The following is a 25,243-nucleotide window of genomic DNA, read 5'->3' on the forward strand; positions in this document are numbered from 1 at the left end:
GCGACCACGGGGGTGCCGCCGACCAGCCCGGCCCCCGGCATCCGGCGACCTCTCAGCCCAGCCCCCGGTACCGCCCCCGGAAATACGTCAGCGGGCCACCGTCCGCGCTGGGCAGCGCGGTGCTCAGGACCCGGCCGATCACCAGCGTGTGGTCGCCCGCGGGCACCAACTGCTCCGTGCGGCACTCCAGCGTCGCCAGCGCCCCGCCCACCAGCGGAGCGCCGGTGTGCGCGCCGCGTACGTACGGGATGTCCTCGAACAGGAGCCGGTCGCTGATCCGGCCCTTCATGGCGAACCGCCCGGCGATGTGGCTCTGCGACTCCGACAGGAGCGACACCGCCCACAGAGGCTGGTCGTCGAGCAGGTCGTCCATGCGGGAGCCGTTGCGCAGTGAGACGAGGACCAGGGGCGGGTCGAGCGACACCGACATGAACGCGGTCACCGTCATACCGGCGTCCTCGCCGACGGGTCCCTCGGGGTCGAGCGCGGCCTCGTGCGCGGTCAGCAGGACGACGCCCGAGGCGAGACGGGACAGGGCGGCGCGGAACTCGTCGGTGCTCACCCCCTCAGGATGCCCGGCGGGCCCGGAGGGGGAGGAATCGGCAGTACGGGCGGAGGTGGCAGGGGAAGTCTTCAGCACCCTCGAAACGCTAGCCCCGCCCCCGCGCCCCCCGCATCGGACCGATGACGGAGACCGGACCCGCGCCTGCGACCTAGGACCTCGGCCCCCACTCGTCCCGCACAGCCTCGTCCCGCACAGCCTTGATCCCAACGCCTTGATCCGCACAGCAAACTCACAGAGTTCCCCGGGAATCCCTTCCCAACCCCCACTCCCACCTTGTGACTTGAGTCACAGGAGCCATATTTTGTTGACCCTGTGTACCGAGTGGGCAGCTCGCTGTGATTCAGTGGCGTTGATACTGCGAGATGAACGTGCGGCTGCACGTGCGCGTAGAGAGCCGATCAGAATTCTGGAGTGCTGTCGAGGTCTCGGGGAGAACTGAGCATGGAGACCGAGTCGGAGCCGTACGTCCGTCTTGCGACCCTGCATCAGTTGCACCAGGTGATGGCGGACATGAACACCGCCCGCAGTCTGGCCGACACCCTCCAGACCGTCGCGGACGGCGTCGTCAACGGGCTGGGGTACGAGCTGGCCTGCGTCAATCTCGTCCGCCCCGACGGCGACCTGGTCGTCGCCGCCTTCTCGGGGAACTCGGCGGCCGAGGCCCTCATCACCGGCCGCGTCGGCTCCCGCGAATCCTGGGAGCGCCGCCTGAGCATGGGCGAGGCCTGGGGCGAGCTGCGCTTCATCCCGTACACCGAGGGCTGGGTCCTCGACGAGGACGACGTGCCGCAGTGGTTCACCGACGGACCGCCGCCCCGCTTCGACGACGAGTGGCACCCCTCGGACCGTCTCTTCGCCCCCATGTACGCGACCGGCGCCGCCGGTGGCGAACTGCTCGGCGTGATATCCGTCGACCGCCCGCGCAACGGACGCAGGCCCGGCGCCTGGGGCCGCGAGGCGCTCCAGATGTACGCGTTCCAGGCCGCCATCGCGATCAGCAACGCCCGCCTGCGGGCCAACATGCAGCGCGCCCTCGTCCGCCTCGAACGCGAGCAGCAGGCCCTGCGCGCCAGCGAGGAAAGCTTCCGGCAGGCCTTCGAGTACGCGCCCTCCGGCATGGCCGTCGCCGAGATGGGCGGCGACCAGCACGGCCGCATCCTGCGGACCAACGACGCGCTGTGCCGCCTCCTCGGCCGCCCCGCCTCCGCGATGCGCCGCTACTCCTTCTCCGACCTCGTGCACCCCGAGGACATAGGCACCCTGCTGCGCACCTCCGCCGAGGGCGGGCGCGCCGAGCTGCGCCTGGCCCGGCGCGACGGCACCTACGTCTGGGTGAGCCTGCGCAACTCCGTGGTCGCCGACGCCACCGACGGGCCCCGCTTCCTGCTCACCCACGTCGAGGACATCGAGGAGCGCAAGCGCCGCGAGCTCCAGCTCGCCCACCGCGCCTCGCACGACTCCCTCACCGGTCTGCCGAACTCGGCCGAACTGCGCGCCCGCCTCTCCGCCCGGCTGTGCCGCCGCCCGCAGGAGAGCAGGCCGAGCGCCATCGACTCGCTCGACGCGGCCTACGGCGACCACCGCGCACAGGGCGCGCAGCTCGCCTCCGCCTCCGACGGGCACGGGTTCGACTTCGGCTCCGCCCTTCCCGTCCCGCCCCAGTCCGGCCTGTACGACGGGTTCGACGGCTTCGACCGCCATGTCCACCTGGTCGCGCCCGAGGGCCCCGACGGGACGGCTCCGGTGGCCGACGACGGCACCAAGGGGCTCGCCGTCCTCTTCTGCGACCTCGACGGATTCAAGTCGATCAACGACCGGTTCGGGCACAACGCGGGCGACGCCGTCCTCATCGAGGTGGCCCGCCGCCTGACCAACGGCGTACGGGACGGGGACACGGTCGCCCGGCTCGGCGGCGACGAGTTCGTGGTCCTCGCCGACGGACTCGGCCGCGAGGACGCCCAGGATCTGGCCGTCCGGTTGCGGAACGCCATCATTCCGCCGATCCGTGTGGACGGCCGCGCGGTACGTGTCGGAGCCAGTTTCGGTATCGGCTGGGCCCACTGCGGGATGACGGCCGAGGAAGTGCTCAGCTCCGCTGACCAGCGGATGTACGTGGAGAAGAGGTCCCGGGCCAAGCAGCACAGGCGGGCCGGCTGACCGGGCACAATGGCCTGAATCCCGGGTTTCGGTGAGGTCAAGGCCACGTCTTGCGGTCACTCGCAGCGGGTACGCTCGCCCCGGTAAGCAATCGTGTAGGGAGTGATCAGGGATGGCGCCCGGCAACAACGGCGCGAGCACCACGCCCGAGGACGACGATCCGTTCGGCTATCTGTACGCCGACGGACAGGCGGCCGGGGCGACCCCGCCCAGCGGCGGGGGTGGCGGCTACGGCTACCCGAATCCCCGCTCCTCGTACCACCACGTCCGCACGGTCGGCGAGCGTCAGTACGGCGGGCAGCAGCAGGCGCAGCAGCAGACGGCCGCGTACAACCAGCCGAACGCCTACTACCAGGCGCCCGAGACGCTGCCCGGCGGCGGCGCGCCCGCGCAGCCGGGCTCGCCGCAGCCCCCGCGCGGCGGTGGTGGCCGAGGTCGCGGGCCGAACACCAAGGCGCTGCTGATCGGCGCGGTCGCCGTCGTGGCGGCCGTGGTCATCGGCATCGGCGTCGCCATGCTGAGCAAGGACTCGGGGGACGACGAGCCGGAGGCCGACAACAAGCCGTCCGGCACCTCGCAGACGGTGCAGCCGAGCGCGACACCCTCCACGTCGGCGTCGGCCGACCCGGTCGACCTGCCGAAGACCGACGCGAAGGCGCTGAAGCTGGACGGCGGCACCGTCACCGCCTCCGACGTCAAGGGCGCGAAGGCGGCCGGCGGGGTGTACGTCGCCGGGTTCAACAAGGTCGGCGCGAGCGTGACCTGGACCGTCAACGACATCCCGAAGGACGGGCAGTACCGGCTGTACGTGAACTACGGGGTGCCCGGCAAGGACTCCGACGCCACGATCAACGTCAACGGCACCAAGCAGACCCGTCCGTTGAACATGACGAACTTCGCCCACGCCAAGGAAGGCGACTGGGCGAACGGCTGGACCAACACGTGGGCCATCGTCCAGCTCACCAAGGGGACCAACGCGATCGCGGTCTCCTGCGAGCAGGGCAACACGTGCGACGCCAACATCGACCAGATGTGGCTGGCCAAGAACTGACGCCGTCGGCGGATCAGGCCGCGCCGGCCTGGTCCGTCACCGTCACCTCGGACAGCAGCCGCTCGTAGGTCGCCGCGTCGAACTCGCCGGCCACCGGCGCCCCCACCGTCGCCGCCGACAGCGCGACGGCGCGGGCGAGCCGCTGCGGCCACGGCAGGTGTTCCACGCAGCCGGAGAGCAGCCCCGCGACCGCCGAGTCGCCCGCGCCCGTCGGGTTGCCGGTGAGCCGGGCGGGCGCGGGCGCCTGCCAGGCGCCGTCCGGGGTGAGGGCGCGCAGCCCCCGCGCGCCGAGCGAGGCGACGACGGCGTGCGCGCCGCGCCTGCGGGCGTCGCGCATCGCCTGGGCCGGCTCGTGCGAACCGGTGAGTTCGGCCAGCTCGTCCGCGTTGGGCTTCACGATGTCGGGGCGGGCCGCGATGCCGCGCCGCAGCGGCTCACCGCTGGTGTCGAGGAGTACGGGGACCGAGGCGGCCCGCGCCGCCCGCACCAGCGTCGCGTAGGCGCCGACCGGGACGCCCGGCGGGAGGCTGCCGCACAGGGCCACCGCTTCGGCGGAGCCCAGCAGATGCGCGTACGCCTCCTGGAAGGCCGCCCATTCGGCGGGGGAGACCAGCGGGCCCGGCTCGTTGAGCTGGGTCGTGTCGCCCGTCGAGGCGTCGACCACCGCGACCGTGCGGCGGGTCGTGCCGGTGACGGGGACCAGGGCGTCCGCGATGCCCTCGACGCCGAGGAGCCCGTCCTGGAGCACGCGTCCGGTCGCGCCGCCCGCGAAGCCCGTCACCGTCACCTCGTGGCCGAGGGCGGCGAGCACCCGGGCCACGTTCAGGCCCTTGCCGCCCGGTCGTTCGGTGACCTCGGTGACGCGGTGCGAGGTGTGCGGACGCAGTGCGTCGACCTTGTAGGTGATGTCGAGCGCGGTGTTCAAGGTGACCGTGAGGATCACAGGACCTCGCCCCCCGATGGATACGCGTACGTGCGGCAACGCTTTCAGTTACGGGGGTTGATCATGCCAAAGTCAAGGCGGTCGGCCCAGCCCCGTCCCCGGGCTCCGGGCCAACCGCCCCGCTGGTCACGCCTGTTGGGGTGCGACCAGCCATTCACCCTTGCGCATGACGCCCTTGAGCTCGAACTCCGCGTCCAGGACCACGAGGTCGGCGTCCTTGCCGGGTTCCAGGGAGCCCACCGTGTCGTCGATGCCGAGGAGCCGCGCCGGGTTGGCGGAGACCGCCCGGACGATGTCCTCCACCGGCAGCCGGTCGACGGTCGCGGCCCGCTTGAACGCCCGGTCCAGGGTCAGCGTCGAGCCCGCGATGGAGCCGCCCTCCACGAGCCGCGCCACGCTGTCCTTCACCTCGACCTCCATCGGGCCGAGCATGTAGCGCCCGTCCCCGAAACCGGCCGCGTCCATCGCGTCGGTGATGAACGCGACCCTCTCCCCGCCCTTGTGGTGGAAGGCCAGTTGCAGGGCGGCCGGGTGCAGATGCGTACCGTCGTTGATCAGCTCGACGGTGATCCGCTCGTCCTCCAGGAGCGCCGCGATCGGTCCTGGCGCGCGGTGGCCGAGGGGCGGCATCGCGTTGAAGAGGTGGGTGGCGACGGTGGCGCCCGCGTCGATGGCCTCCACCGTCTGCTCGTAGGTGGCGTCGGTGTGTCCGATCGCCGCGATCACGCCCTGTTCGGCGAGGAGGCGCACGGAGTCGATGCCGCCGGGCAGTTCGGTGGCGAGCGTGACCATACGGGCCTTGCCGCGGGCCGCGTCGACGAGTTTGCGCACCTCGGCCGGGTCGGGGTCGCGCAGCAGCGTCTCGTCATGGGCGCCCTTGCGGCACGGCGAGATGAACGGGCCCTCGAAGTGGATGCCCGCGATCTCGCCCTGCTCGGCCAGTTCGGACAGCAGGCCCGCGCGCTGGGTGAGGAAGTCCGTCTCGCCGGTCACGAACGAGGGGACGAGCGTCGTCGTGCCGTGCAGCCGGTGCGTGTGGACGCCCTTGAGGATCTCCTCGACCGTGCCGGAGGTGAAGGAGGCGCCGCCGCCGCCGTGGTTGTGCATGTCGACGAAGCCGGGCACCACCCAGTGGCCGGTCAGGTCGACGGCGGGGACCCCCTCGGGAACTCCCCCAGGCTCTCGGCTTCGCCGGAGCAGGGAGGTATCCCCATCGGCGATCTTCGTGCCGTCGACGACGACGCGCCCGTCGGTGACGATGCCGGTGGGCAGTACCACCCGGGCACCGGCGAGCACCTTTGCTGTGGCCATCAGGCGGTTACCTCCGTGTTGGGCGGGTTGTCGGTGCTGTCGGTGCTGTCGGTGCTGCGGGTGTCGCGGCTGTCGGCGAGCAGGTCCCAGGCGAGCAGGCCCGCGCCCAGGCAGCCGGCGGTGTCCCCGAGGACGGCCGGGACGATCGTGGGGGCCGTCTGGAACGTCACGCGCTCGGCGACCGCCGCCCGCAGGGGTGTGAACAAGGTTTCCCCGGCCTCGGCGAGACCGCCACCGATGATCAGGGTGCGGGGGTCCAGCAGAGTGATCGCCAGGACGAGCCCGTCGGCCAGCGCGTCCACGGCGTCCTGCCAGACCCGCGCGGCGGCCGGGTCCCCGGCGTCGACGGCGCGTGCGCAGTCCGCCGCGGTGGCCTTCTCGTCGCCGCTCGCGGCCTGCCAGGCCAGGGTCACGGCGGAGGCGGACGCGTACCGCTCCAGGCAGCCGCGCCGGCCGCAGCCGCACGGCAGCCCGCCGGGGCGCACGACCACATGGCCGATCTCGCCCGCCGAACCGTGCGCGCCGGGCTCGATGCGCCCCTCGATGCCGATGGCGCCCGCGATGCCGGTGCCCAGCGGCAGGAACAGGAACCGGTCGGTGTCCTTGCCCGCGCCGAGCCTTCCCTCGCCCAGGCCGCCGGTGCGCACGTCGTGGCCGAGGGCGACCGGGATACCGCCGAGCCGCTCGCTGAGCAGGGCCCGCATCGGCACGTCCCGCCAGCCCAGGTTGGCGGCGAACAGGGCGATGCCGTTCGCCTCGTCGAGGACGCCGGGCACGGCGACCCCGGCCGCCACCGCGGGTCCCCCGAAGTGCTCCTCGCCGTAGGCGCGCAGCTCGGCGGCGAAGCCGAGGATGGTCTCGACGACCGCCTCGGGGCCGCGTTCGCGCAGGGTCGCTCGGCGCGCCTGATGCAGCAGCGTGCCGTCCGCCCCGACCAGGGCGGCCTTCATCCCGGTGCCGCCCACGTCCAGGGCGATGACATGTTCCACGGGGCACAGTGTCGCGCGAAGACCCTTGAGAGGTCTAGTCCATTCGCATGGATCTTGCGCCGGTACCGCCCTGTTGCCGGTGTGAGATCAGGGTGGTGTAGACCTTAAGGTTCGGTGCGGGCCCGGGGGACCCCCGGAGAACCCGCGACATCACACGTGACACACATACGAGGGTGGGAACAGCGGTGCAGCGGCACATCACCGGTCTGATAGCGGCGACGGCCGCACTGGGCATGGCGGGCGCGCTCACCGCCTGCGGCGGCTCGGGCTCGGGCGACGTCACGCTCAAGCTCGTCGCCGCCGACTACGGCGACTCCGCGGGCAACAGCACGCAGAAGTACTGGGACAAGCTGACCGCCGCGTACGAGAAGGACCACCCGGGCGTCGACGTCCAGGTCGACGTCTACTCGTGGAACGACGTCGACGCCAAGGTCAAGACCATGGTCGACGAGGGCCACGCCCCGGACCTGGCACAGATCGGCGCCTACGCGGACTACGCGGCGGACGGCAGGCTCTACCGCGTCGGCGACCTGCTCAACGTCCCGACCCAGGCCGACTTCCTGTCCCAGCTCGCCGACGCGGGCAAGGTCGACAGCACCCAGTACGGCATGCCGTTCGCCTCCTCCACCAGGCTGCTGTTCTACAACAAGAAGCTGTTCAAGGACGCGGGCATCACCCCGCCCACCACCTGGGCCGAACTGGCCGCCGACGCCAAGGCGCTCAAGGCGGACGGGGTGAAGACCCCTTACGCGCTGCCGCTGGGCCGTGAGGAGGCCCAGGCCGAGACCATGATCTGGATGCTGAGCGGCGGGGACGGCTACACCGACGACGTCGGCTCGTACACCATCGACTCCAAGCAGAACGTCGCGACGTTCGACTGGCTCAAGACCAACCTCGTAGACAAGGGACTGACCGGCCCCACCGCGCCCGGCAAGCTGAACCGGGCCGACGCCTTCGCCGCGTTCGCCAAGGGCGAGGTCGGCATGCTCAACGGCCACCCCACGCTGATGGGGATGGCCGCGAAGCAGGGCGTCGACTACGGCACCGTGCCGCTGCCCGGTCCGAACGGGCAGGCCAGGTCCACGATGGGCGTCGCCGACTGGATGATGGCCTTCAAGCAGAACGGCCACCGCGAGCAGGTCGGCGACTTCCTCAACTACGTCTACAGCGAGAAGAACGTCCTGGAGTTCTCCCGCGAGTACGACCTGCTGCCCGTCACCACCAGCGCCTCCGAGGCCATGTCGGCCGCCCAGGAGGACAAGAAGCTCTGGCCGTTCCTCGAGAGCCTGCCCAACGCCGAGATCTACCCCGTCGGCAAGACGTCCTGGGCGTCGGTCAGCGCCGAGATCAAGGACCAGGTCGGCACCGCCGTCACCGCGAACAACAGCGCGGGCGCCGTGCTCGGCCGCATCCAGAACCAGGCGGCGGCAGCCGAGGCCGCCGAGTAACGTGACCGGCATGGAGTCCCGCCCCCCTCTCGGACAGCGCGAGCGCGCGGTGCTCGCGTTCGAGGGGCGCGGGTGGGAGTCGCCGGGCGCCAAGGAGCGGGCGATCCGCGAGGAGCTGGACCTGGCGCCCGTGCGCTACTACCAGCTCCTGAACGCGCTCCTCGACGATCCCAGGGCCCTGGAGCTGGCACCGGTGACGGTGAACCGGCTGCGCCGGGTGCGGGACGGCAAGCGCCGCGAGCGCTGAGCCCGGGTCCCCGCGCCGCCCCGGGCGCGGATAAGGTCGGTCCTATGGTGAGCCACCAGGACGACCTTTGGACCCCGACCACCACCGCCGGGCGCGACGGCCTGGCCGCCATCGTCGCGCGCCCCGGGCGGAGCGTCATCGCCGTCGACTTCGACGGGACGCTGGCCCCCATCGTCGCCGACCCCGAGCAGGCCCGCGCACACCCCGACGCGGTACCGGCGCTCGCCGCGCTGGCGCCCCGCGTCGCCTCCGTCGCCGTCATCACCGGGCGGCCCGCGGGCGTCGCGGTGCGCAACGGCGCGTTCGAGGGCGTCCCCGGCCTGGAGCACCTCGTCGTCCTCGGCCACTACGGCGCCGAGCGCTGGGACGCCGCCACCGGCACCGTGCGAGCCCCCGCGCCGCACCCCGGAGTCGCCGCCGTGCGCTCCGAACTCCCGGGCGTACTCGGCGAGTTGGGCCTGTGGCATGACACGTACGTGGAGGAGAAGGGCCGGGCCGTCGCCGTCCACACCCGCCGCGCCAACGACCCGCAGGGCGCCTTCGAGACGCTGCGCGCGCCGCTGACCGCGCTCGCCGCGCGGCACGGCCTCGTCGTGGAGCCGGGCCGCATGGTCCTCGAACTGCGCCCGCCGGGCGTCGACAAGGGCGTGGCGCTCACCGAGTACGTCCGCGAGGCGGGCGCCGAGTCGGTGCTCTACGCGGGTGACGACCTCGGCGACCTCCCCGCGTTCGCGGCGGTCGAGAAGCTGCGCTCGGAGGGCATGCCGGGCGTGCTGGTCGCCGCCGACACGGTGATCTCCGAACTGGCCGAGCGAGCGGACCTGGTCCTCGACGGCCCCGCGGGCGTCGTGGCCCTCCTGACCCACCTGGGCCGGGCCGTGGGGGCCTGACGCTACGCGCGCCTGCCTGAGATGGCGCACGCGGTGCGCATCTCAGGGGCGCGGGGAACCGCGCGACCGGCCCCCACCGAACCCGCACCCGGCGACCGGCCGAGAACTACTCCCGCAGCGCCCCGAGCTGATCCAGGAACCACTGCCCGGGGGGCAGCGCGGTCCCGGCGGCAGCCAACCGCTTCGTGCGTTCGGCGCGTTCGTCCGCGGGCATGTCGAGCGCCGCGCCCAGCGCCTTCGCCGTCCCGGTGATGTCGTACGGGTTCACCACGAGCGCGTCCTCGCCCAGCTCCTCGAACGCCCCCGCCTCCCGCGACAGCACCAGCACGCACCCCTCCTCGGAGACGACCGGCACCTCCTTGGCGACGAGGTTCATGCCGTCGCGGATCGGGTTGACCAGAGCCACGTCCGCGAGCCGGTACGCCGCCAGCGAGCGCGCGAAATCGTCCTTGACGTGCAGCACGACCGGCGTCCAGCCCTCCGTGCCGAAACGGGCGTTGATGGCCTCGGCGACGCGTGACACCTCGTCGGTGTACTCCCGGTACACGGCGAGGTCCTGCCGCGAGGGGTAGGCGAACGCGACGTGCACGACCTTCTCGCGCAGCTCGGGCCGGTCCTCCAGGAGCAGTTCGTAGGCGCGCAGGCCCCGCACGATGTTCTTCGACAGCTCGGTCCTGTCCACCCGCACGATCACCTTGCGGCCCTCACCGACCTGCTCCCGCAGTGCGGCCAGCCGCTCCCCGACGTCCTCCCGGCCCGCGCGCTCACGCAGGAAGTCGGCGTCCGCACCGAGCCCGTGCACCCCGATCCGGGTCCCCGACGTGCCCCCGAGGATCCGCGTACAGCAGTCGGTGAAGGCGTCCGCCCAGCGGCGGGTCAGGAAGCCGAGCCGGTCCGCGCCGAGCATGCCCTTGAGGATCTGCTCGGCGATGTCGTCGGGCAGCATCCGGAAGTAGTCGACGGGCGCCCAGGGCGTGTGCGAGAAGTGCCCGATGCGCAGATCGCCGCGCAGTTCGCGCAGCATGCCGGGGACGAGCGTCAGGTGGTAGTCCTGCACGACGACGGTGGCGCCGGGCGCGGCCTCCTCGGCGAGGGCTTCGGCGAAGGCCCGGTTGTACGCCTCGTAGGCGGCCCACTGGCGGCGGAACTCCGGGCCGAACGACGGCTCCAGAGGCGTCTGGTACAGCATGTGGTGCACGAACCACAGCACCGAGTTGGCGATCCCGTTGTACGCGTCCGTGTGCACGGCGGCGTCGATGTCCAGCATCCGCACGCCCGGCTCGGCGACACCGCGCCGTACCGCCTCGCGGTCGCCGTCGGAGAGCGCCGCGCACACCCAGAGTTTGTCCTCGACGACGCTGAGCGCGGAGACCAGTCCGCCGCCGCCGCGCCTCGTCTCGATGGAACCGTCGTCACCGTCCTCGACGACGTACGAGACGGGGCCGCGATTGGACGCGACGAGAACCTCAGCAGCACCTTGCGTGGAAGCCATAGGGGCACGCTAGCCCGGCTCGCCCCGGTTCAAACGTACGGCCGGATTCCGTCAGGGGTCCGGCGTACCGCCGCGGCTACGCCACGCGGCGCCGCGCGTACTCGTCGATCTCCGCCATCGGGGGCCGCTCCGCCGTGTCCACCGTGTACGTCCTCGGTACGAACCCGTCGTCGCCCCGCTCGAACTGCGTCAGGACCGGCCGCACCAGATGGCCGCGGGCCAGCCGGAGCTGCGCCGTGCGGTAGATCGCCGCCGCCATCCGGCCGAGCGCCTGCCCGTCCTGGTGCCGGTGCTTGCGCACGCCCACGTCGACCTGGGCCAGCGCGTCCAGGCCCACGGTGTGCAGCGCGTCCACGAGCAGCCCGAGCTCGACGCCGTACCCGACGGGGAACGGCAGCCGTTCGAGGAGCGACCTGCGCGCCGCGTACTCCCCGCCCAGCGGCTGCACGAACCCGGCCAGGCGCGGCCAGTGCATGTTCAGGACCGGGCGGGCCAGCAGCTCGGTGACCCGGCCGCCCTGGCCGGCGGCGGAGCCCAGCGGCCGGTCGTACATGGCCTTCACGAAGCTCACGTCCGGGTCGGTGAGCAGCGGGCCGAGGATGCCGGTGACGAAGTCCGCCGAGAACTCCTTCAGGTCCGCGTCCACGAAGCACACGATGTCGCCGGAGGTGACGAACAACGACCGCCACAGCACCTCGCCCTTGCCGGGTAGGGCGGGGATGCGCGGCAGGACGCTGTCGCGGTGCACGACGCGCGCCCCGGCCGCCGCGGCCACCTCGGAGGTGCGGTCCGTGGAACCGGAGTCCAGGACCACCACCTCGTCGACGAGCGGCATGGCGGGGGTCATCAGCTCGCCCCTGATCACGGAGACGATGTCACCGACCGTCGCCTCCTCGTCGAGGGCGGGCAGGACGACACTGACGCGCTGTCCTGTGGCACGTTTCGCGGCGACGAGCTGATGCCGCGGGCGGTCGGCCACGGACCAGGAACGCCTGTTCAGCCAGGTCTCGACCTCTTCCAGCACGGTCAGGGTCCTTCCCTATGTGATCCATCTCGCGGTTCGGACGACTATCTCAAGGGTCCGGGCCTTCGGTTACAGTCTTGAACAACGTCGGTGACCATCGCATGTCGGGGTCGCCGCCGCCCACAATCGAATACCGCTCATCCAGAGGGGCAGAGGGATACGGCCCGTTGAAGCCCCGGCAACCCTCCAGCCGGTCTCGTCCGCGCATCGCAGTGCGCCCGCGAGGCTCCCGGCTAGGGAAGGTGCCAAATCCGTCTCGCGGCGAGATGCGCCGCGAGGAAGATGAGGAGAAAGGGCCTCGCCTCTCATGGCTGTACAGACCGTCGCCACCGCCGTCGCCACCACGGGCACCACCGCGAAGACCGTCGACCTGGGCCCCGCGTCCGGCCTCTCCTGCCGCGAGTGCGGCACCACCTTCGAGCTCGGGCCGATCTTCGCCTGCGTCGAGTGTTTCGGCCCCCTGGAAGTCGCCTACGACCTGCCCGTCGGCGACCCTGAGGCGCTCCGCGCGCGGATCGAGGCGGGCCCGGCCAACATCTGGCGCTACGCCCCGCTCCTGCCCGTCCCGGCCGACGTCGCCGAGAAGCCGAACCTGAACCCCGGCTGGACCAAGCTGGTCAAGGCCGACAACCTCGCCCGGGAGCTCGGCGTCGAGCCGGGCAAGCTGTTCGTCAAGGACGACTCGGGCAACCCCACGCACTCCTTCAAGGACCGCGTCGTCGCCCAGGCCATCGAGGCCGCGCGCGCCTTCGGCTTCACCACCCTGTCCTGCTCCTCGACGGGCAACCTGGCCGGCGCCGTGGGCGCCGCCGCCGCCCGCGCGGGCTTCCGCTCCTGCGTGTTCATCCCGCACGACCTGGAGCAGGGCAAGGTCGTCATGGCCGGTGTCTACGGCGGTGACCTCGTCGCCATCGAGGGCAACTACGACGACGTGAACCGCTTCTGCTCCGAGCTGATCGGCGACCCGCTGGGCGAGGGCTGGGGCTTCGTCAACGTGAACCTGCGCCCGTACTACGGCGAGGGCTCCAAGACGCTGGCCTACGAGATCTGCGAGCAGCTCGGCTGGCGGCTGCCCGACCAGCTCGTCATCCCCATCGCGTCCGGCTCCCAGTTCACCAAGATCGACAAGGGGCTCCAGGAGCTGATCAAGCTCGGCCTCGTCGAGGACAGGCCCTACAAGCTGTTCGGCGCCCAGGCCGAGGGCTGCTCGCCGGTCTCCGTCGCCTACAAGGGCGGCCACGACGTGGTGCGCCCGCAGAAGCCGGACACCATCGCCAAGTCGCTCGCCATCGGCAACCCGGCCGACGGGCCGTACGTCCTGGATATCGCCCGCCGAACGGGTGGCGCGGTGGAGGACGTGGACGACGAGCAGGTGGTCGAGGCGATCAAGCTGCTCGCGCAGACGGAGGGTGTCTTCGCGGAGACGGCCGGTGGAGTGACGGTCGGCGTCACCAAGAAGCTCATCGAGGCGGGCCTCATCGACCCGACGCTCACGACCGTCGTGCTCAACACGGGTGACGGTCTCAAGACGCTGGACGCCGTCGCCGAGTCCTCGCAGGCCACGGCGACGATCCGGCCGTCCCTCGACGCGTTCCGGGCCGCCGGCCTGGACCACTGAGCCATCCTCACTCGCACGCAGCCCAGCCTCAGGAGTCACCCAGCATGAGCGTCAAGGTCCGGATCCCCACCATTCTGCGTACCTACACCGGCGGGCAGGCCGAGGTGAGCGCCGAGGGCGCCACGCTCGGCGACGTCATCGCCGACCTGGAGAAGAACCACACCGGGATCGCCGCCCGCGTCCTGGACGACCAGGGCAAGCTGCGCCGCTTCGTCAACGTCTACGTCAACGACGACGACGTCCGCTTCGAGCAGGGCCTGGAGACGGCGACGCCGGACGGCGCCGGGGTCTCGATCATTCCCGCCGTCGCGGGCGGCTGATCTTTTCCGTTCCGCCCCGCGTCCTCCTTGTTGCCCCCTCCGCCGGAGAAGCGGAGGGGGCAATTCTGCATGGTTGAGCGCGGTACAGTTGGGAAAGCTGATTCGCTTCCGCCCGTGGCGCATGACGGGCGCATATGAGTTCTCGCGCGAGACGCGACAAGAAGCAGCCAAAGTGCCCCGCCCTTTCGGGCCTTTTATGGCATTTACCCGGCCCGACTTGCCCCGGGTTCCGGTGAGTTGGCCCGGTTCCCCCGATCGCGGCTGCCCAGAATTCTCGTCCGATTGACCTGTTGCAGACGGCAGTTGGGCAGATACATTCAGCCGCGGTCGACGCGTTCCGGCGCACACCCCAACGCTTGTGGGGGGGTGAGGTCTGACCCGGATCCGCGAAGTGCGGGTCTGTGCAAGGGCCAGTAATAGGGGAGTTAGGCATGGCTCAGGGCACCGTCAAGTGGTTCAACGCGGAGAAGGGGTACGGCTTCATCGCGGTCGACGGTGGTGCGGATGTATTCGTCCACTACAGCGCGATTCAGATGGACGGCTACCGCACCCTCGAAGAGGGTCAGCGAGTGGAATTCGAGATCTCGCAGGGCCAGAAGGGGCCGCAGGCCGACATGGTCCGCCTGGCCGCCGCCGGCTGAAGCGCGTCGCGACTGACTGAGGCTTCGTACGAGACGCAGGGTCCGTGTCCCCACCGGGGGCGCGGGCCCTTCGTGCTGCGCGCGCCCCCCGCGAATCTGTGGTAGCCGCTTGCACTCGCATGGGTCGAGTGCTAATCATTGGCTTAGCACTCTCCAGGTGAGAGTGACAGAACTTGGATCGGGTCGGTGAGGTCCGGGAGCCGGGTGGGGCAAGGAACCACAAGGCTCAAGGTCCGTCCGTCGCGGGCACCAGCACGGTCCGTTTGCGTTTCCACCCCGTCCGGGAGGACCACTTCACATGGCCAAGATCATCGCGTTCGACGAGGAGGCACGGCGCGGCCTCGAGCGCGGCATGAACCAGCTCGCCGACGCCGTCAAGGTGACCCTGGGCCCCAAGGGTCGCAACGTCGTCCTCGAGAAGAAGTGGGGCGCCCCCACGATCACCAACGATGGTGTTTCCATCGCCAAGGAGATCGAGCTCGAGGACCCGTACGAGAAGATCGGCGCCGAGCTGGTCAAGGAGGTCGCGAAGAAGACGGACGACGTCGCCGGTGACGGCACGACGACCGCGACCGTCCTGGCCCAGGCCCTGGTGCGCGAGGGTCTGCGCAACGTGGCCGCCGGTGCCAACCCGATGGCTCTCAAGCGGGGCATCGAGAAGGCCGTCGAGGCCGTCTCCGCCGCCCTCCTGGAGCAGGCCAAGGACGTGGAGACCAAGGAGCAGATCGCTTCCACGGCCTCCATCTCCGCCGCCGACACGCAGATCGGCGAGCTCATCGCCGAGGCGATGGACAAGGTCGGCAAGGAAGGCGTCATCACCGTCGAGGAGTCCCAGACCTTCGGTCTGGAGCTGGAGCTCACCGAGGGTATGCGCTTCGACAAGGGCTACATCTCGGCGTACTTCGCCACCGACATGGAGCGTATGGAGGCGTCGCTCGACGACCCGTACATCCTCATCGTCAACTCCAAGATCGGCAACGTGAAGGACCTCCTTCCGCTGCTCGAGAAGGTCATGCAGTCCGGCAAGCCGCTGCTGATCATCGCCGAGGACGTCGAGGGCGAGGCCCTGTCGACCCTGGTCGTCAACAAGATCCGTGGCACCTTCAAGTCCGTCGCCGTCAAGGCCCCGGGCTTCGGTGACCGCCGCAAGGCCATGCTCGGCGACATCGCCATCCTCACCGGTGGCACCGTCATCTCCGAGGAGGTCGGCCTCAAGCTGGAGAACGCCGGTCTCGACCTGCTCGGCCGCGCCCGCAAGGTCGTCATCACCAAGGACGAGACGACCATCGTCGACGGCTCCGGTGAGAGCGACCAGGTCCAGGGCCGCGTCAACCAGATCCGTGCCGAGATCGAGAACAGCGACTCGGACTACGACCGCGAGAAGCTCCAGGAGCGCCTCGCCAAGCTCGCCGGTGGCGTCGCCGTCATCAAGGCGGGCGCGGCCACCGAGGTCGAGCTCAAGGAGCGCAAGCACCGCATCGAGGACGCCGTTCGCAACGCGAAGGCGGCCGTCGAGGAGGGCATCGTCGCCGGTGGTGGCGTGGCCCTGCTCCAGGCCTCCGCGGTCTTCGAGAAGCTGGAGCTCGAAGGTGACGAGGCGACCGGCGCCAACGCCGTGAAGCTCGCCCTGGAGGCCCCGCTCAAGCAGATCTCCGTCAACGGTGGTCTCGAGGGTGGCGTCGTCGTCGAGAAGGTGCGCAACCTGCCCGTCGGTCACGGCCTGAACGCCGCGACCGGTGAGTACGTCGACATGATCGCCGAGGGCATCATCGACCCGGCGAAGGTGACGCGCTCCGCGCTCCAGAACGCCGCGTCGATCGCCGCGCTGTTCCTCACCACCGAGGCCGTCATCGCCGACAAGCCGGAGAAGGCGGGCGCTGCCCCGGCCGGCGGCGGCATGCCGGGCGGTGACATGGACTTCTGATCCGGATTCCTCCGGTTCGGCTGGTCTGTTCGTCCCGAGGGCGGTATCTCCTCTTCACGAGGGGGTGCCGCCCTCGGGCGTTTTTCTGCTGCCGCTGGGCGGGGCTCTAGCGAACGGGTGATTCCTGGTAGCTGGTCCAGGCGTCGCGGCCGGCCTGCGCCGCGCTCTGCGCCTGGTGGAAGGCGCGCGAGGCCAGCTCGGCGGGCGGCACCTGCCAGCCGCCGGTCCAGGTGCGGCCCGCGCGGACCAGCTCGTAGGTCAGGACGGCGGCGCCCGCCGCGGCGACGAGCATGCCCGCACCGGCCAGCGCGGCGCCGGTCACCAGCCGCCGCCGGTCGGGGCGGAACTCGGTCCAGGAGATCTTCGAAAGGGTGCTCTCAGCCATGGGCCCAGGATGCGGGAGGGCGCGGCGGGCCGCATGCGGAGCGGGCGGGCGCCGCGCTCACCTCCGTACCTTCTCCCGGCTCTGCGCCACCGCCCGGCGCATCTCCGCCACCCGGGAGCGGACGATCTCCGGGGGTACGGGGGCGGGCGCCCTGCGCGTGGACCGTACGCCTCGGCACACGTCGCAGAAGCCGCCCACCACCGTCTCGGGATGGCCGGGCATCGTGCACTTCGTGCACTCGATCAGGCGCAGGATCGGGCGCGTCGCCAGCGGGGCGGGTGGCGGCAGCTTGTCGACGAGACGGCGGCGGATCAACGCGGCCGGACTGTGGACCGGCACGGGCAGCCCGGCCGTCAACGCCTGCGTCAGCTCGTCCTCGGTGGCGCCCCGCGTGAACCACCGCTCCGTCTCCGGCGCGAGCCGCGCGCACTCGGCGGCGGACAGCGCGAGCGAGGGCGCGGTGCGGCCGAGCGCCGCGAGCAGCAGCAACGCCCTCGTCCGGGTCGGGCGTTGGGTCGGCTCGGCCTGCTCGGGCGTCGCCTCCGGTACGTCGCCCATCGCGTACGCCGTCCACCACGCGTCGTCCCGCGCCGTCCGGGAGAACCACGTCCGGGTCACCCAGCGCGCGCTCCCCGATCCGTGGACGTGCTCCCGGCCGCGCCGCAAGTGCCCCGCGCGTTGCAGGTTGTTGAGGGCCGTACGCATCGCCGCCTGCCCGTACGGGAGGCAGCGGGAGAGCAGCTTCACCGACATGTCGGAGCCGTCGGGCAGACGGTCGATGAACGCGGCGATGTGCGCCTCCCGTTCGGGGAGATGCGCGAAGTCGTGCCCGTTCCGACGGAGTTCGTCCGGGGCGGATCGCTTGCCGTAGCCCGGGCTGGCCATCGGGTGCGGCGCATGGGGGGAAGCACTAAAGTGGGCGTCAGCCACGAGATCTCCTTGGAAGATCTTGTTGGACAGACCCCCGTTCCGGTGTTGGCGCACCGGCGGGGGTCGTTCGGTTATCGGGCACGTTAGAGCGTCGTCACCCTGCGTGGCAAGCCGGTCCCGGAAAGTGGCCGCGCTGCCCAACGCGCGGGGAGGGTGGGTGGGTTGAGACCCACCACCCAATCCTTGAAAGCAGGGCTCGGGGCTCGGGGCTTGAGCTTCGGGTCAGCGTTGCCGCAGGTCGGCGATGAACGCGGACCAGGTCTCCGCCCGGAGCACGAGCTTCGGGCCGTCGGGGTCCTTGGAGTCGCGGACCGGGATCAGTCCGGGGTGGGTGTAGGTGACTTCCAGGCATTCGCCGCCGCTGCCGCCGCTGTGGCTGGACTTGTGCCACGCGGCGCCAGGGAAGTTCCGGGCCACCTCAAGGCAGTCGCCGCCCTGGCCGCCGCTGTAAGAGGACTTGTGCCAGGTTGCCGAGGTGAGGTCAAACTCCGGGTGCGTGATCTTCATGCGCGTAATCCTCCGCCACTGATTCGATCAAGACCAGGGATTGCCTCGGGGAGAGTGCGTCGGCCCTGAGCAGATCGTAGGACAGCTCATGGCGGGCAACCGTGGCCGCATCGTCCGTCAACTGTCCCGTGCTCGGGGCCTCAACGAAGGACAGCGGTGGTGCGTCCAGGAAGTACATGAGCTTGAACGGGCCGTCCAGGGCGGCGTGTGCACCCGCTGAGAACGGCACGACCTGGACGATCACCCGACGTCTGCGGGCCAGATCGGTGATGTGGCTCAGGGCTTCTGCCATCACCGAAGGCCCGCCGATCTTCCGGCGCAGGGCGGCCTCGTCCAAGACCGTCCACAACAACGGCTTTGTTGGATCGGTGAGCAGTCTGGTGCGCTCCATCCGCGCCGCCACCAAATTGTCGATGGTCTCCTGCGGCGCCGTGGGCTGATACGCGAGAAAAACCGCCCGGGCGTAGGCCGGCGTCTGGAGCAGACCGGGGATCAGCAGCGACTCGTACTGCCGGATCTCGATGGCCAGAACCTCCGCCTCCGCGGCCTCCGCGAAGTGCTCGGGATGCTTCGACTGGTTGGCCTTCGCCGCGTGCCGGGTGAAGAAGCCCGCCGTTCCCAGCGCTTCGTCCAGCCGTTGCGCCATGTCCGGCAGGATCCGCCGCGTGCCCGCCTCCATCTGGCCGACGTACGACCCGCTCACGAACAGCCGCTCACCCAGCGCCTGTTGGGTCAGGTCCGCCCGCTCTCTCGCGTGGCGCAGTTCCTCGCCGACCATCAGGCGGCGGGATGAGGGATCGGGTTCCTTCGCTCCGGTCATGTGCGTCGACTCCCAGGGCAACAAAGAGTTTGTTGGGCTTGAGCCCCTGGTCAGCGTAGAGCCGGACCGGTCACGCTGTGTGCCGCAAGCGGAACTCGGCGTGAAGGAGTGGAGCCATGGTCGTGCGGGACGCGGAGCGGTTGCGGGTGGTGGAGGAGGTCATCGCCCAACTACGGGCCGAACTCGCGGTACTGGGCGTGCTGCTGCCGTCCCTGCGGGTCGATCCCGTGTCGGCGGCGGGGGAGGCGCGGTACCCGCTGGTCGATCTGGGGTGCGTGAACCTGGACACGGCGATGCGGATGGTGGCCGTGCTGCACGAGAGGCATGCGCGATGAGTCTCGGTCCCTATGTCATCGACGCGCGGAGCGGGCGCGTCGGGCAGGTCATGGGGCGGGAGGGCGGGTATGTGCAGTTGCGGCCTCCGGGGGGCGGGTGCGAGTGGGACTGCCCCCCGGAGGCGGTGGCGCCCGCGCCGGTGGCGGAGGAGCTGCGGGCGCGTGTGCGGGCGGTCGATCAGGAGGAGCGGCTGCCCTGAGCGGGTGGGGCGCGGGACGTCACGGGTCGCGGTAGACGTCCCTGCGGTTCCCGTGCCCCGGGCACCGGCGAAGCCGCAGGTCGGGTTGGTCAGGCCCGCGCCGGTTCCGGGGTCGCCGGGGTGGCCTCCGCGCGGGCCGTCGGGGATTCGCCCGCGTCGACGTCATGGTTCAGCTCGGAGAGCATCTGCTTGCTGAAGCCGAAGAAGTACGTGGCCAGGAAGCCGACGGCGTAGCCGATGAGGAGGCCGCCGCCGTAGATCAGGCAGGTCGTGCCCAGGCCGTGGTTGCCCTTGAGGAGGGGGAACAGGGCCCAGCCGGACGGGCCGATCGCCGTCGAGCCGACCTTCGTGCCGAGCATCGAGAAGAGGCCGACGAACGCGCCGCCCGCCGCGCCGCCCACGCACGCCGTGACGAACGGGCGGCCCAGCGGGAGCGAGACGCCGTAGATGAGGGGTTCGCCGACGCCCAGGAAGCCCGCAGGGAGCGCCGACTTGATCGTCGTACGGATCGACTTGTTGTGCTTGAGGCGCTTGTAGACGGCGATCGCGCAGCCGACCTGGCCCGCGCCCGCCATCGCCAGGATGGGGAGGAGGACCGTGTAGCCCTGCTGCTCGATGAGGGTGGTGTGGATGGGGATGAGCGCCTGGTGGAGGCCCAGCATGACCAGGGGGAGGAACAGGCCGCCCAGGACCAAGCCCGCGAACGCGCCCGTGTTGTCGAGCAGCCAGTCGGCCGCCGTGCCGATGCCCGTCGAGATCTCGCCCGCGACGTACATCAGGCCGAAGATCGTGACCAGGCCCGAGACGAGGACCGTGAGGGTCGGGGTGACGAGGACGTCGACCGCCTCCGGGACCCACCTGCGGCACCACTTCTCGACGTACACCGCGAGGACCGCCGCGCCGAGCGCGCCGAGGACACCGCCCTGGCCGGGGCTCAGCTTCTGGCCGAACGCCGTGATGTCGGCGACGCCCGCGTAGACGATGATCGCCGCGACCGCGCCGCCCAGGATCGGGGTGCCGCCGAACTCCTTCGCCGTGTTGTAGCCGACGAAGACCGCGATGAGCGCCATGAAACCGGAGGCGATCGCGGCGAGGGCGGGGGTGACGGCGGGCAGCCACTCCAGGTTGACGAGCAGCCCGTTGATGCCCGCGATGATGCCGCAGCCGATCAGCGCCGGGATCAGCGGGACGAAGATGTTGGCGATCCGGCGCAGGAACAGCTTGACCGGGGTCGCGTTCCTCGCCTTCCGCGCCGCCTTCAACTCGGCTCCGCGGTCGGCCAGTTCGGCGGCCGTCGTGCCGTGGGCGGGGGAGGGCTCCGGGGCCGGGGCAGAGGGCGTGACATCGGCCTCCGCGACCAGCGCCTCGAACTCGGGGGTGACGCGGGCGACCTTCCCCGGGCCGAGGACGATCTGGTAGGTCTCGTCCTCGACCACGCCCATGACGTCGGGAAGCGCCTTCAGCGCCTCGTCCTGGACGAGCGAACGGTCCGCGAGACCCAGCCGGAGCCGGGTCATGCAGTGGACGACGGAAGTGACGTTCGCGGCGCCGCCGACGAGGGGGAGGATCGCGGCGGCGATGGCGCGGTTCTTGTTCTCGGTCATGTGCGTGGTGCCTTGCTGTGCGGGTGGTGCGAAGGGGCGGGGAGTCAGGGGGTGGTGGTCACCGCCGCGGCGAGCGCGGCGCGCAGGTGGCCGTCCGACTCGGCGAGGAGCCGGGCCGCCGTGGGCCCGTCGACCTCGCCCAGGACGACGAGGATCGCGTTCTTCACCTCCCCGTCCGTCGCGGCGAGCGCGGCCTCGATGACGGCGTCGTCGGCGCCCGTGGCCAGGGAGACGATGCGGCGGGAGCGGGCCCGCAGCTTCTCGTTCGACGCGCGTACGTCGACCATCAGGTTTCCGTACGTCTTGCCGAGCCGGATCATGGTGATCGTCGACAGCATGTTCAGGACGAGCTTCTGCGCGGTGCCCGCCTTCAGGCGGGTGGAACCGGTGAGCAGCTCCGGGCCGACGACGACCTCGATGCCATGGTCCGCGGCGGCGGCCAGCGCGCTGTCCGCGTTGCAGGACAGGCCGATGGTGAGCGCGCCGTGGCGGGCCCGCGCGTGCTCGACCGCGCCGATCGCGTACGGGGTGCGGCCCGAGGCGGAGATGCCGACGACCACGTCGTCCGCCGTCAGGTTCAGCGCGTCCAGGTCCTCGGCCGCCAGCTCCTTGGAGTCCTCCGCGCCCTCGACCGCCGTGACCATCGCGGACGGGCCGCCCGCGATCAGGCCGAGGACCTCGCCCGGGTCGGTGTTGAAGGTGGGCGGGCACTCCGACGCGTCCAGGACCCCGAGCCGGCCGGCCGTCCCCGCGCCCGCGTAGATCAGGCGACCGCCGCGGGCCATGCGCTGCGCCGTGGCGTCGATGGCGGCGGCGATCCGGGGGAGCTGGGCCGCGACGGCGGTGGGGACGGAGGCGTCCTCCCCGTTCATGATCTCGGCGATCTCCAGGGTGGAGCGCTGGTCGATCTCGGCGAGTTCCGGCCGGAAGGCCTCGGTGGTGAGGGTGGCGAGCTGGGCGCGCAGCTCGTCGTAGTTGCCCTCGGCGGCGGCGGCGGCGTCGGTGGTGGTCATGTTCGGCGGCTCTTTCTGGTGCGGCGGGTGGTGGTGGCTGTTACGCGTGGCGTGTGCGGGGTGCGGGTCTGTCGGCGGGTGCGGGCCGGTGGGGGCTTCTCGCGCAGTTCCCCGCGTCCCTGAGACGCGCACCGCGTGCGCCGTCTCCCCCTGGGGCCGCGGGGAACCCCGCGCTCACGACCGGCTCCCCCGCGGAGCGGCCCGGTGGCGGTGGGCCAGGGCCTCGTAGGAGGCGGAGAGGGCGGGGGCCGCGGTCTCGTAGGAGCGCTGGGCCACGCCGACGAACAGGCAGTCCACGACGAGGAGCTGGCTCGTGCGGGAGGACATCGCGGCGGGCCGCAGCTCGCTCTCGCGGGCGATGGACGTGGTGAGGATGTGGTCGGCGTACTGCGAGACGGGCCCGTCGGGGCGGCCGGTGATCGCTATGGTCGTCGCGCCGTGCTCGAAGGCGAAGCGCAGCGGTTCGATGACGTCGCCGGTGGCGCCGGAGTGCGTGATGGAGACGGCGACGTCACCGGAGCGCAGGGTCACCGCGTTGGTGATCGCCAGGTGCGGGTCGCTGTGCGCGTGGGCGACCTGGCCGATGCGCAGCAGCTTCTGCGCGAGGTCCTGGGCGACGAGCCCGGAGGCGCCGACGCCGTACACGTCGACGCGGCGGGCGCTCGCGAGCGCGCTGACGGCGGCGCCGAGCTGCACGGTGTCCAGTCCGGCCGCGGTGTCGGCGAGGGTCTGCTGCTCGTCGTAGGCGAGCTTGGCGACCACGTCGGCGATCGGGTCGTCGACGGCGATGTCGGCGGTGACGGAAGGGGCGCGGCCCGACTGCTGCTGGGCGGCGAGCCCGGCGAGGGCGAGGCGCAGATCCCGGTAGCCGGGGTAGCCGAGGATGCGGGCGGTGCGGACCACCGTCGCCTCGCTCGTGCCGGTGAGCTCGGCGAGGCCGGTGACCGTGAGGGCCGCGCAACCCGCGGGGTCGGCGGCGACGGCCTCGGCGACCCGCTGCATCGAGCGGGTCATCGAGGGCGCGAGGGTGCGCACCTTGGCCGCGAGGGCCGCGGGGGCGGGCGGCGCGTCGTTTGAGAAACTTTCCTTCACGTCATTGCTCACGGCTGAAAGATATTTTCAAAAGAGTGGGGGGTCAAGAGGCGCACAATTGACTGCATGGACACCATCAGCCCCCTGGAACAGGCCCTGCACGCGGCCCGCGCGCTCGTCCTCGCCGACCTGAAGGCGGTGGACGTCGCCGACCCGGACGTCGTCTCGCTCGTCGAGGAGTCGATCGCCGAACGCCGCTGGTGGGTCGAGCAGTGGCCGGAGGGCGTCGAGTACGTCGCCGGGCTCGTCGCCCAGGACGTCAAGGACGGACTCCTGGAGCGGTACGGCCGCTGGCCGCTGTGCCCGGTCTGCGGGCCCGGCTCGGACACCGAGGGCCCGCACGCCCTGGACGTCGAACCGGAGCTGGGCCCCGACCCGCACTGGGTCTGCTCGGAGGCGGGCGTCGTGGTGGCGCCGGTGGGCTCGCTCGGCACGGTCGCGGGGTGAGGACCGGGTGACCGTCTACATAGACCCGCCGACCTGGCCCGGTCACGGCCGTATGTGGTCCCACCTGGTCAGTGACGTCTCGTTCGACGAACTGCACACGTTCGCCGAACGGCTGGGGGCGCCCCGGCGCGCGTTCGAGCGCGACCACTACGACATCCCGTCGCACCGCTACGAGGACGCGCTGCGGGCCGGGGCCGTCGCGGTCGGCTCGAAGGAACTGGTCCGCAGGATCACGGAGGCGGGGCTGAGACGCCCCAAGGGCCGCCCCGCGTGACCTGCGCTGCCGCTGTCGCTATCGCGGTGCCAGCAGGTCGAGTTCCGTCGTGAGGTTGTCCCGGGCCGACGTCTCCCAGTGCGCCGCGCCGTGCGGGGTGCGGAACAGGCGGGGCAGGGACAGGAGGTGGCGCAGGACCGCCGACCGGCCCTCGCGGAACGCCTCGTCCGGGACGAAGGCGTACTCCTCGCGGACCGCCTTGGTGTACGCGGCGTACGCCTCCGGGGGCGCGGCCAGGATCGCCAGGTCGGCGTCGCACAGGGCCTCACCGTTGGTGTCGCCGTCGGCCGGGTCGTGGCCGACCGTGAGACGCACCAGGCGCGCGACCTCCGCCACCTGATCCGCCGACAGGCCCGCCTCGGTCAGCGCCCGTTCGGCCAGGACGGCGGAGCGTTCCTCGTTCTCCGAGCGCTCCGGCCGGTACACCGCGTCGTGGAACCAGGCCGCCAGCCGCACGAGCGCCGGATCGGCCGCGTGGTCCGCCAGGACGTCGACCCGCCCGAGGACCGCCACGAGGTGGGCGGTCGTGTGGTACTTGCGCTGCGGCTCGGCCCAACGGGCCAGGAGGTTGTCGGCGTACGGGTACGGGTCGACGTCCCGCGCGGCGGTCGTCGCGCGCAAGGCGGCGGCCCAGTGCTCGCGCAGGTCCCGCGGATCCTCGTACTCGTGCGTCATGCCCCGAGCCTAGGGCCTGTCCTCCCCTGGGGCGGAACTCGACCTCCTCGGACGAGGGGTCCCCGCGCGGGCAAACCGTTGGCACGGTCACCTGGTCGTCCCGTACACTCGCGCGTCCCGCCCGCCTCCCTTCGCCGCGACCGCCGAAGCAGGAGCGCCGCCGACCGGTCGGAAACCGGCCGGACCACCGTCGCGTACGCGTACCCGCGCGGACACCGGTAGCCGCCCCGCCTCTACCGGCGCCCGCACACGTACGTGTGCCTGGAGCCGGAGGCACCACCCCGTGAGCCCGTCACCGTCACCGTCGCCCACCTCCGAGGCCGCGTCCACGCCCGCGGCCT

27 protein-coding genes and 1 riboswitch are annotated in these 25,243 nt (G+C 71.5%); of the genes, 13 read left to right on the plus strand and 14 right to left on the minus strand.

Going from position 1 to position 25,243, the window contains the following annotated elements; all coding sequences use genetic code 11:
* Positions 1–52: 52 nt before the first annotated feature.
* Positions 53–640 (minus strand): flavin reductase family protein, encoded by a 588-nt coding sequence (locus ACIRF8_RS00600; RefSeq protein WP_404209422.1) that lies wholly within the window; start codon positions 638–640, stop codon positions 53–55.
* A gap of 366 nt (positions 641–1,006) precedes the next feature.
* Here ACIRF8_RS00600 and cdgB point away from each other — a divergent pair, with 366 nt between their 5' ends.
* Together cdgB and ACIRF8_RS00610 are read left to right on the plus strand one after the other, a co-directional pair.
* Positions 1,007–2,722 (plus strand): diguanylate cyclase CdgB, encoded by a 1,716-nt coding sequence (cdgB, locus tag ACIRF8_RS00605; protein WP_404209424.1) that lies wholly within the window; start codon positions 1,007–1,009, stop codon positions 2,720–2,722.
* Between the two features lie 112 nt (positions 2,723–2,834).
* A complete protein-coding gene (locus ACIRF8_RS00610) occupies positions 2,835–3,773 on the plus strand; it encodes a carbohydrate-binding protein (RefSeq protein WP_404209425.1) in 939 nt (312 codons plus the stop codon).
* Positions 3,774–3,786: 13 nt separating this feature from the next.
* On the opposite strand, the gene ACIRF8_RS00615 is transcribed toward ACIRF8_RS00610, so the two are convergent.
* The 3 genes from ACIRF8_RS00615 to ACIRF8_RS00625 all read right to left on the minus strand — a co-directional run bounded on the left by ACIRF8_RS00615 (position 3,787) and on the right by ACIRF8_RS00625 (position 7,016).
* Positions 3,787–4,716 carry a 1-phosphofructokinase family hexose kinase gene (locus tag ACIRF8_RS00615; protein WP_404209427.1) on the minus strand — a complete coding sequence of 310 codons (930 nt, stop codon included), beginning with the start codon at positions 4,714–4,716 and terminating at the stop codon, positions 3,787–3,789.
* Positions 4,717–4,842: 126 nt separating this feature from the next.
* Positions 4,843–6,027, minus strand: coding sequence for an N-acetylglucosamine-6-phosphate deacetylase (gene nagA / locus ACIRF8_RS00620; RefSeq protein WP_404209428.1), 1,185 nt, complete (start codon positions 6,025–6,027; stop codon positions 4,843–4,845).
* Positions 6,027–7,016: an ROK family protein gene (locus tag ACIRF8_RS00625; protein ID WP_404209430.1), complete on the minus strand. Its 990-nt coding sequence runs from the start codon at positions 7,014–7,016 to the stop codon at positions 6,027–6,029. Before ACIRF8_RS00625 ends, nagA begins: the two co-directional genes overlap by 1 nt.
* Positions 7,017–7,249: 233 nt before the next feature.
* Between ACIRF8_RS00625 and ACIRF8_RS00630 the strand changes: the two genes are divergently transcribed.
* From ACIRF8_RS00630 to otsB, 3 genes are read left to right on the plus strand one after another with little or no spacing between them, the layout of a single operon-like run.
* Positions 7,250–8,464: an ABC transporter substrate-binding protein gene (locus tag ACIRF8_RS00630; RefSeq protein WP_404212192.1), complete on the plus strand. Its 1,215-nt coding sequence runs from the start codon at positions 7,250–7,252 to the stop codon at positions 8,462–8,464.
* Between the two features lie 10 nt (positions 8,465–8,474).
* Positions 8,475–8,711 (plus strand): DUF3263 domain-containing protein, encoded by a 237-nt coding sequence (locus tag ACIRF8_RS00635; protein ID WP_404209431.1) that lies wholly within the window; start codon positions 8,475–8,477, stop codon positions 8,709–8,711.
* Between the two features lie 44 nt (positions 8,712–8,755).
* Positions 8,756–9,601, plus strand: coding sequence for a trehalose-phosphatase (otsB, locus tag ACIRF8_RS00640; protein ID WP_404209433.1), 846 nt, complete (start codon positions 8,756–8,758; stop codon positions 9,599–9,601).
* A gap of 106 nt (positions 9,602–9,707) precedes the next feature.
* Here otsB and ACIRF8_RS00645 read toward each other — a convergent pair whose 3' ends face one another.
* Both ACIRF8_RS00645 and ACIRF8_RS00650 read right to left on the minus strand, forming a co-directional pair.
* Positions 9,708–11,093: a trehalose-6-phosphate synthase gene (locus ACIRF8_RS00645; RefSeq protein WP_404209435.1), complete on the minus strand. Its 1,386-nt coding sequence runs from the start codon at positions 11,091–11,093 to the stop codon at positions 9,708–9,710.
* 76 nt (positions 11,094–11,169) lie between these two features.
* Positions 11,170–12,117, minus strand: a complete 948-nt coding sequence (locus ACIRF8_RS00650) for a glucosyl-3-phosphoglycerate synthase (protein WP_404209437.1) — start codon at positions 12,115–12,117, stop codon at positions 11,170–11,172.
* 134 nt (positions 12,118–12,251) lie between these two features.
* Positions 12,252–12,406: riboswitch (SAM riboswitch) on the plus strand.
* 18 nt (positions 12,407–12,424) lie between these two features.
* Between ACIRF8_RS00650 and thrC the strand changes: the two genes are divergently transcribed.
* The 4 genes from thrC (at position 12,425) to groL (ending at position 16,620) form a co-directional block, all read left to right on the plus strand.
* On the plus strand, positions 12,425–13,735 hold the full coding sequence (thrC, locus tag ACIRF8_RS00655) for a threonine synthase (RefSeq protein WP_404209439.1): 1,311 nt from the start codon (positions 12,425–12,427) through the stop codon (positions 13,733–13,735).
* 44 nt (positions 13,736–13,779) lie between these two features.
* Positions 13,780–14,055, plus strand: coding sequence for a ubiquitin-like small modifier protein 1 (locus ACIRF8_RS00660; protein ID WP_404209441.1), 276 nt, complete (start codon positions 13,780–13,782; stop codon positions 14,053–14,055).
* A gap of 431 nt (positions 14,056–14,486) precedes the next feature.
* Positions 14,487–14,696, plus strand: coding sequence for a cold-shock protein (locus ACIRF8_RS00665; protein ID WP_109445992.1), 210 nt, complete (start codon positions 14,487–14,489; stop codon positions 14,694–14,696).
* 298 nt (positions 14,697–14,994) lie between these two features.
* Positions 14,995–16,620 carry a chaperonin GroEL gene (gene groL / locus ACIRF8_RS00670; protein ID WP_404209443.1) on the plus strand — a complete coding sequence of 542 codons (1,626 nt, stop codon included), beginning with the start codon at positions 14,995–14,997 and terminating at the stop codon, positions 16,618–16,620.
* A 106-nt stretch (positions 16,621–16,726) separates the two neighbouring features.
* Here the strand turns inward: groL and ACIRF8_RS00675 are convergent, their stop codons facing one another.
* The 4 genes from ACIRF8_RS00675 to ACIRF8_RS00690 form a co-directional block, all read right to left on the minus strand.
* Positions 16,727–17,005, minus strand: coding sequence for a hypothetical protein (locus tag ACIRF8_RS00675; protein ID WP_404209445.1), 279 nt, complete (start codon positions 17,003–17,005; stop codon positions 16,727–16,729).
* Between the two features lie 57 nt (positions 17,006–17,062).
* Positions 17,063–17,890: a hypothetical protein gene (locus ACIRF8_RS00680; RefSeq protein WP_404209447.1), complete on the minus strand. Its 828-nt coding sequence runs from the start codon at positions 17,888–17,890 to the stop codon at positions 17,063–17,065.
* Positions 17,891–18,157: 267 nt separating this feature from the next.
* Entirely contained in the window at positions 18,158–18,442 is a 285-nt protein-coding gene (locus ACIRF8_RS00685; protein ID WP_404209449.1) for a DUF397 domain-containing protein, read from the minus strand.
* Positions 18,417–19,262, minus strand: coding sequence for a helix-turn-helix domain-containing protein (locus tag ACIRF8_RS00690; RefSeq protein WP_404209451.1), 846 nt, complete (start codon positions 19,260–19,262; stop codon positions 18,417–18,419). The genes ACIRF8_RS00685 and ACIRF8_RS00690 overlap by 26 nt, the downstream gene beginning before the upstream one ends.
* Before the next feature lie 116 nt (positions 19,263–19,378).
* On the opposite strand from ACIRF8_RS00690, the gene ACIRF8_RS00695 reads away from it, so the two are divergent.
* Together ACIRF8_RS00695 and ACIRF8_RS00700 are read left to right on the plus strand one after the other, a co-directional pair.
* Positions 19,379–19,597, plus strand: coding sequence for a hypothetical protein (locus tag ACIRF8_RS00695; protein WP_404209453.1), 219 nt, complete (start codon positions 19,379–19,381; stop codon positions 19,595–19,597).
* Positions 19,594–19,797 (plus strand): hypothetical protein, encoded by a 204-nt coding sequence (locus tag ACIRF8_RS00700; protein WP_404209454.1) that lies wholly within the window; start codon positions 19,594–19,596, stop codon positions 19,795–19,797. Before ACIRF8_RS00695 ends, ACIRF8_RS00700 begins: the two co-directional genes overlap by 4 nt.
* An 89-nt stretch (positions 19,798–19,886) precedes the next feature.
* Here ACIRF8_RS00700 and ACIRF8_RS00705 read toward each other — a convergent pair whose 3' ends face one another.
* The 3 genes from ACIRF8_RS00705 to ACIRF8_RS00715 form a co-directional block, all read right to left on the minus strand.
* Complete coding sequence (locus tag ACIRF8_RS00705; RefSeq protein WP_404209456.1) at positions 19,887–21,401, minus strand: PTS transporter subunit EIIC; 1,515 nt, start codon at positions 21,399–21,401, stop codon at positions 19,887–19,889.
* Positions 21,402–21,445: 44 nt separating this feature from the next.
* The gene (gene murQ, locus ACIRF8_RS00710; RefSeq protein WP_404209458.1) at positions 21,446–22,414 is read right to left on the minus strand and encodes an N-acetylmuramic acid 6-phosphate etherase; all 969 of its coding nucleotides are present in this window, start codon (positions 22,412–22,414) and stop codon (positions 21,446–21,448) included.
* Between the two features lie 174 nt (positions 22,415–22,588).
* Complete coding sequence (locus ACIRF8_RS00715) at positions 22,589–23,518, minus strand: MurR/RpiR family transcriptional regulator (protein WP_404209460.1); 930 nt, start codon at positions 23,516–23,518, stop codon at positions 22,589–22,591.
* Between the two features lie 54 nt (positions 23,519–23,572).
* Here ACIRF8_RS00715 and ACIRF8_RS00720 point away from each other — a divergent pair, with 54 nt between their 5' ends.
* Complete coding sequence (locus ACIRF8_RS00720) at positions 23,573–23,953, plus strand: hypothetical protein (RefSeq protein ID WP_404209462.1); 381 nt, start codon at positions 23,573–23,575, stop codon at positions 23,951–23,953.
* Between the two features lie 7 nt (positions 23,954–23,960).
* The gene (locus ACIRF8_RS00725) at positions 23,961–24,227 is read left to right on the plus strand and encodes a DUF4031 domain-containing protein (protein WP_404209464.1); all 267 of its coding nucleotides are present in this window, start codon (positions 23,961–23,963) and stop codon (positions 24,225–24,227) included.
* Between the two features lie 18 nt (positions 24,228–24,245).
* On the opposite strand, the gene ACIRF8_RS00730 is transcribed toward ACIRF8_RS00725, so the two are convergent.
* On the minus strand, positions 24,246–24,902 hold the full coding sequence (locus tag ACIRF8_RS00730) for a hypothetical protein (protein ID WP_404209466.1): 657 nt from the start codon (positions 24,900–24,902) through the stop codon (positions 24,246–24,248).
* Between the last annotated feature and the right edge of the window lie 341 nt (positions 24,903–25,243).

This window comes from Streptomyces sp. NPDC102406 (genome assembly GCF_044765725.1).
GTDB lineage: Bacteria > Actinomycetota > Actinomycetes > Streptomycetales > Streptomycetaceae > Streptomyces.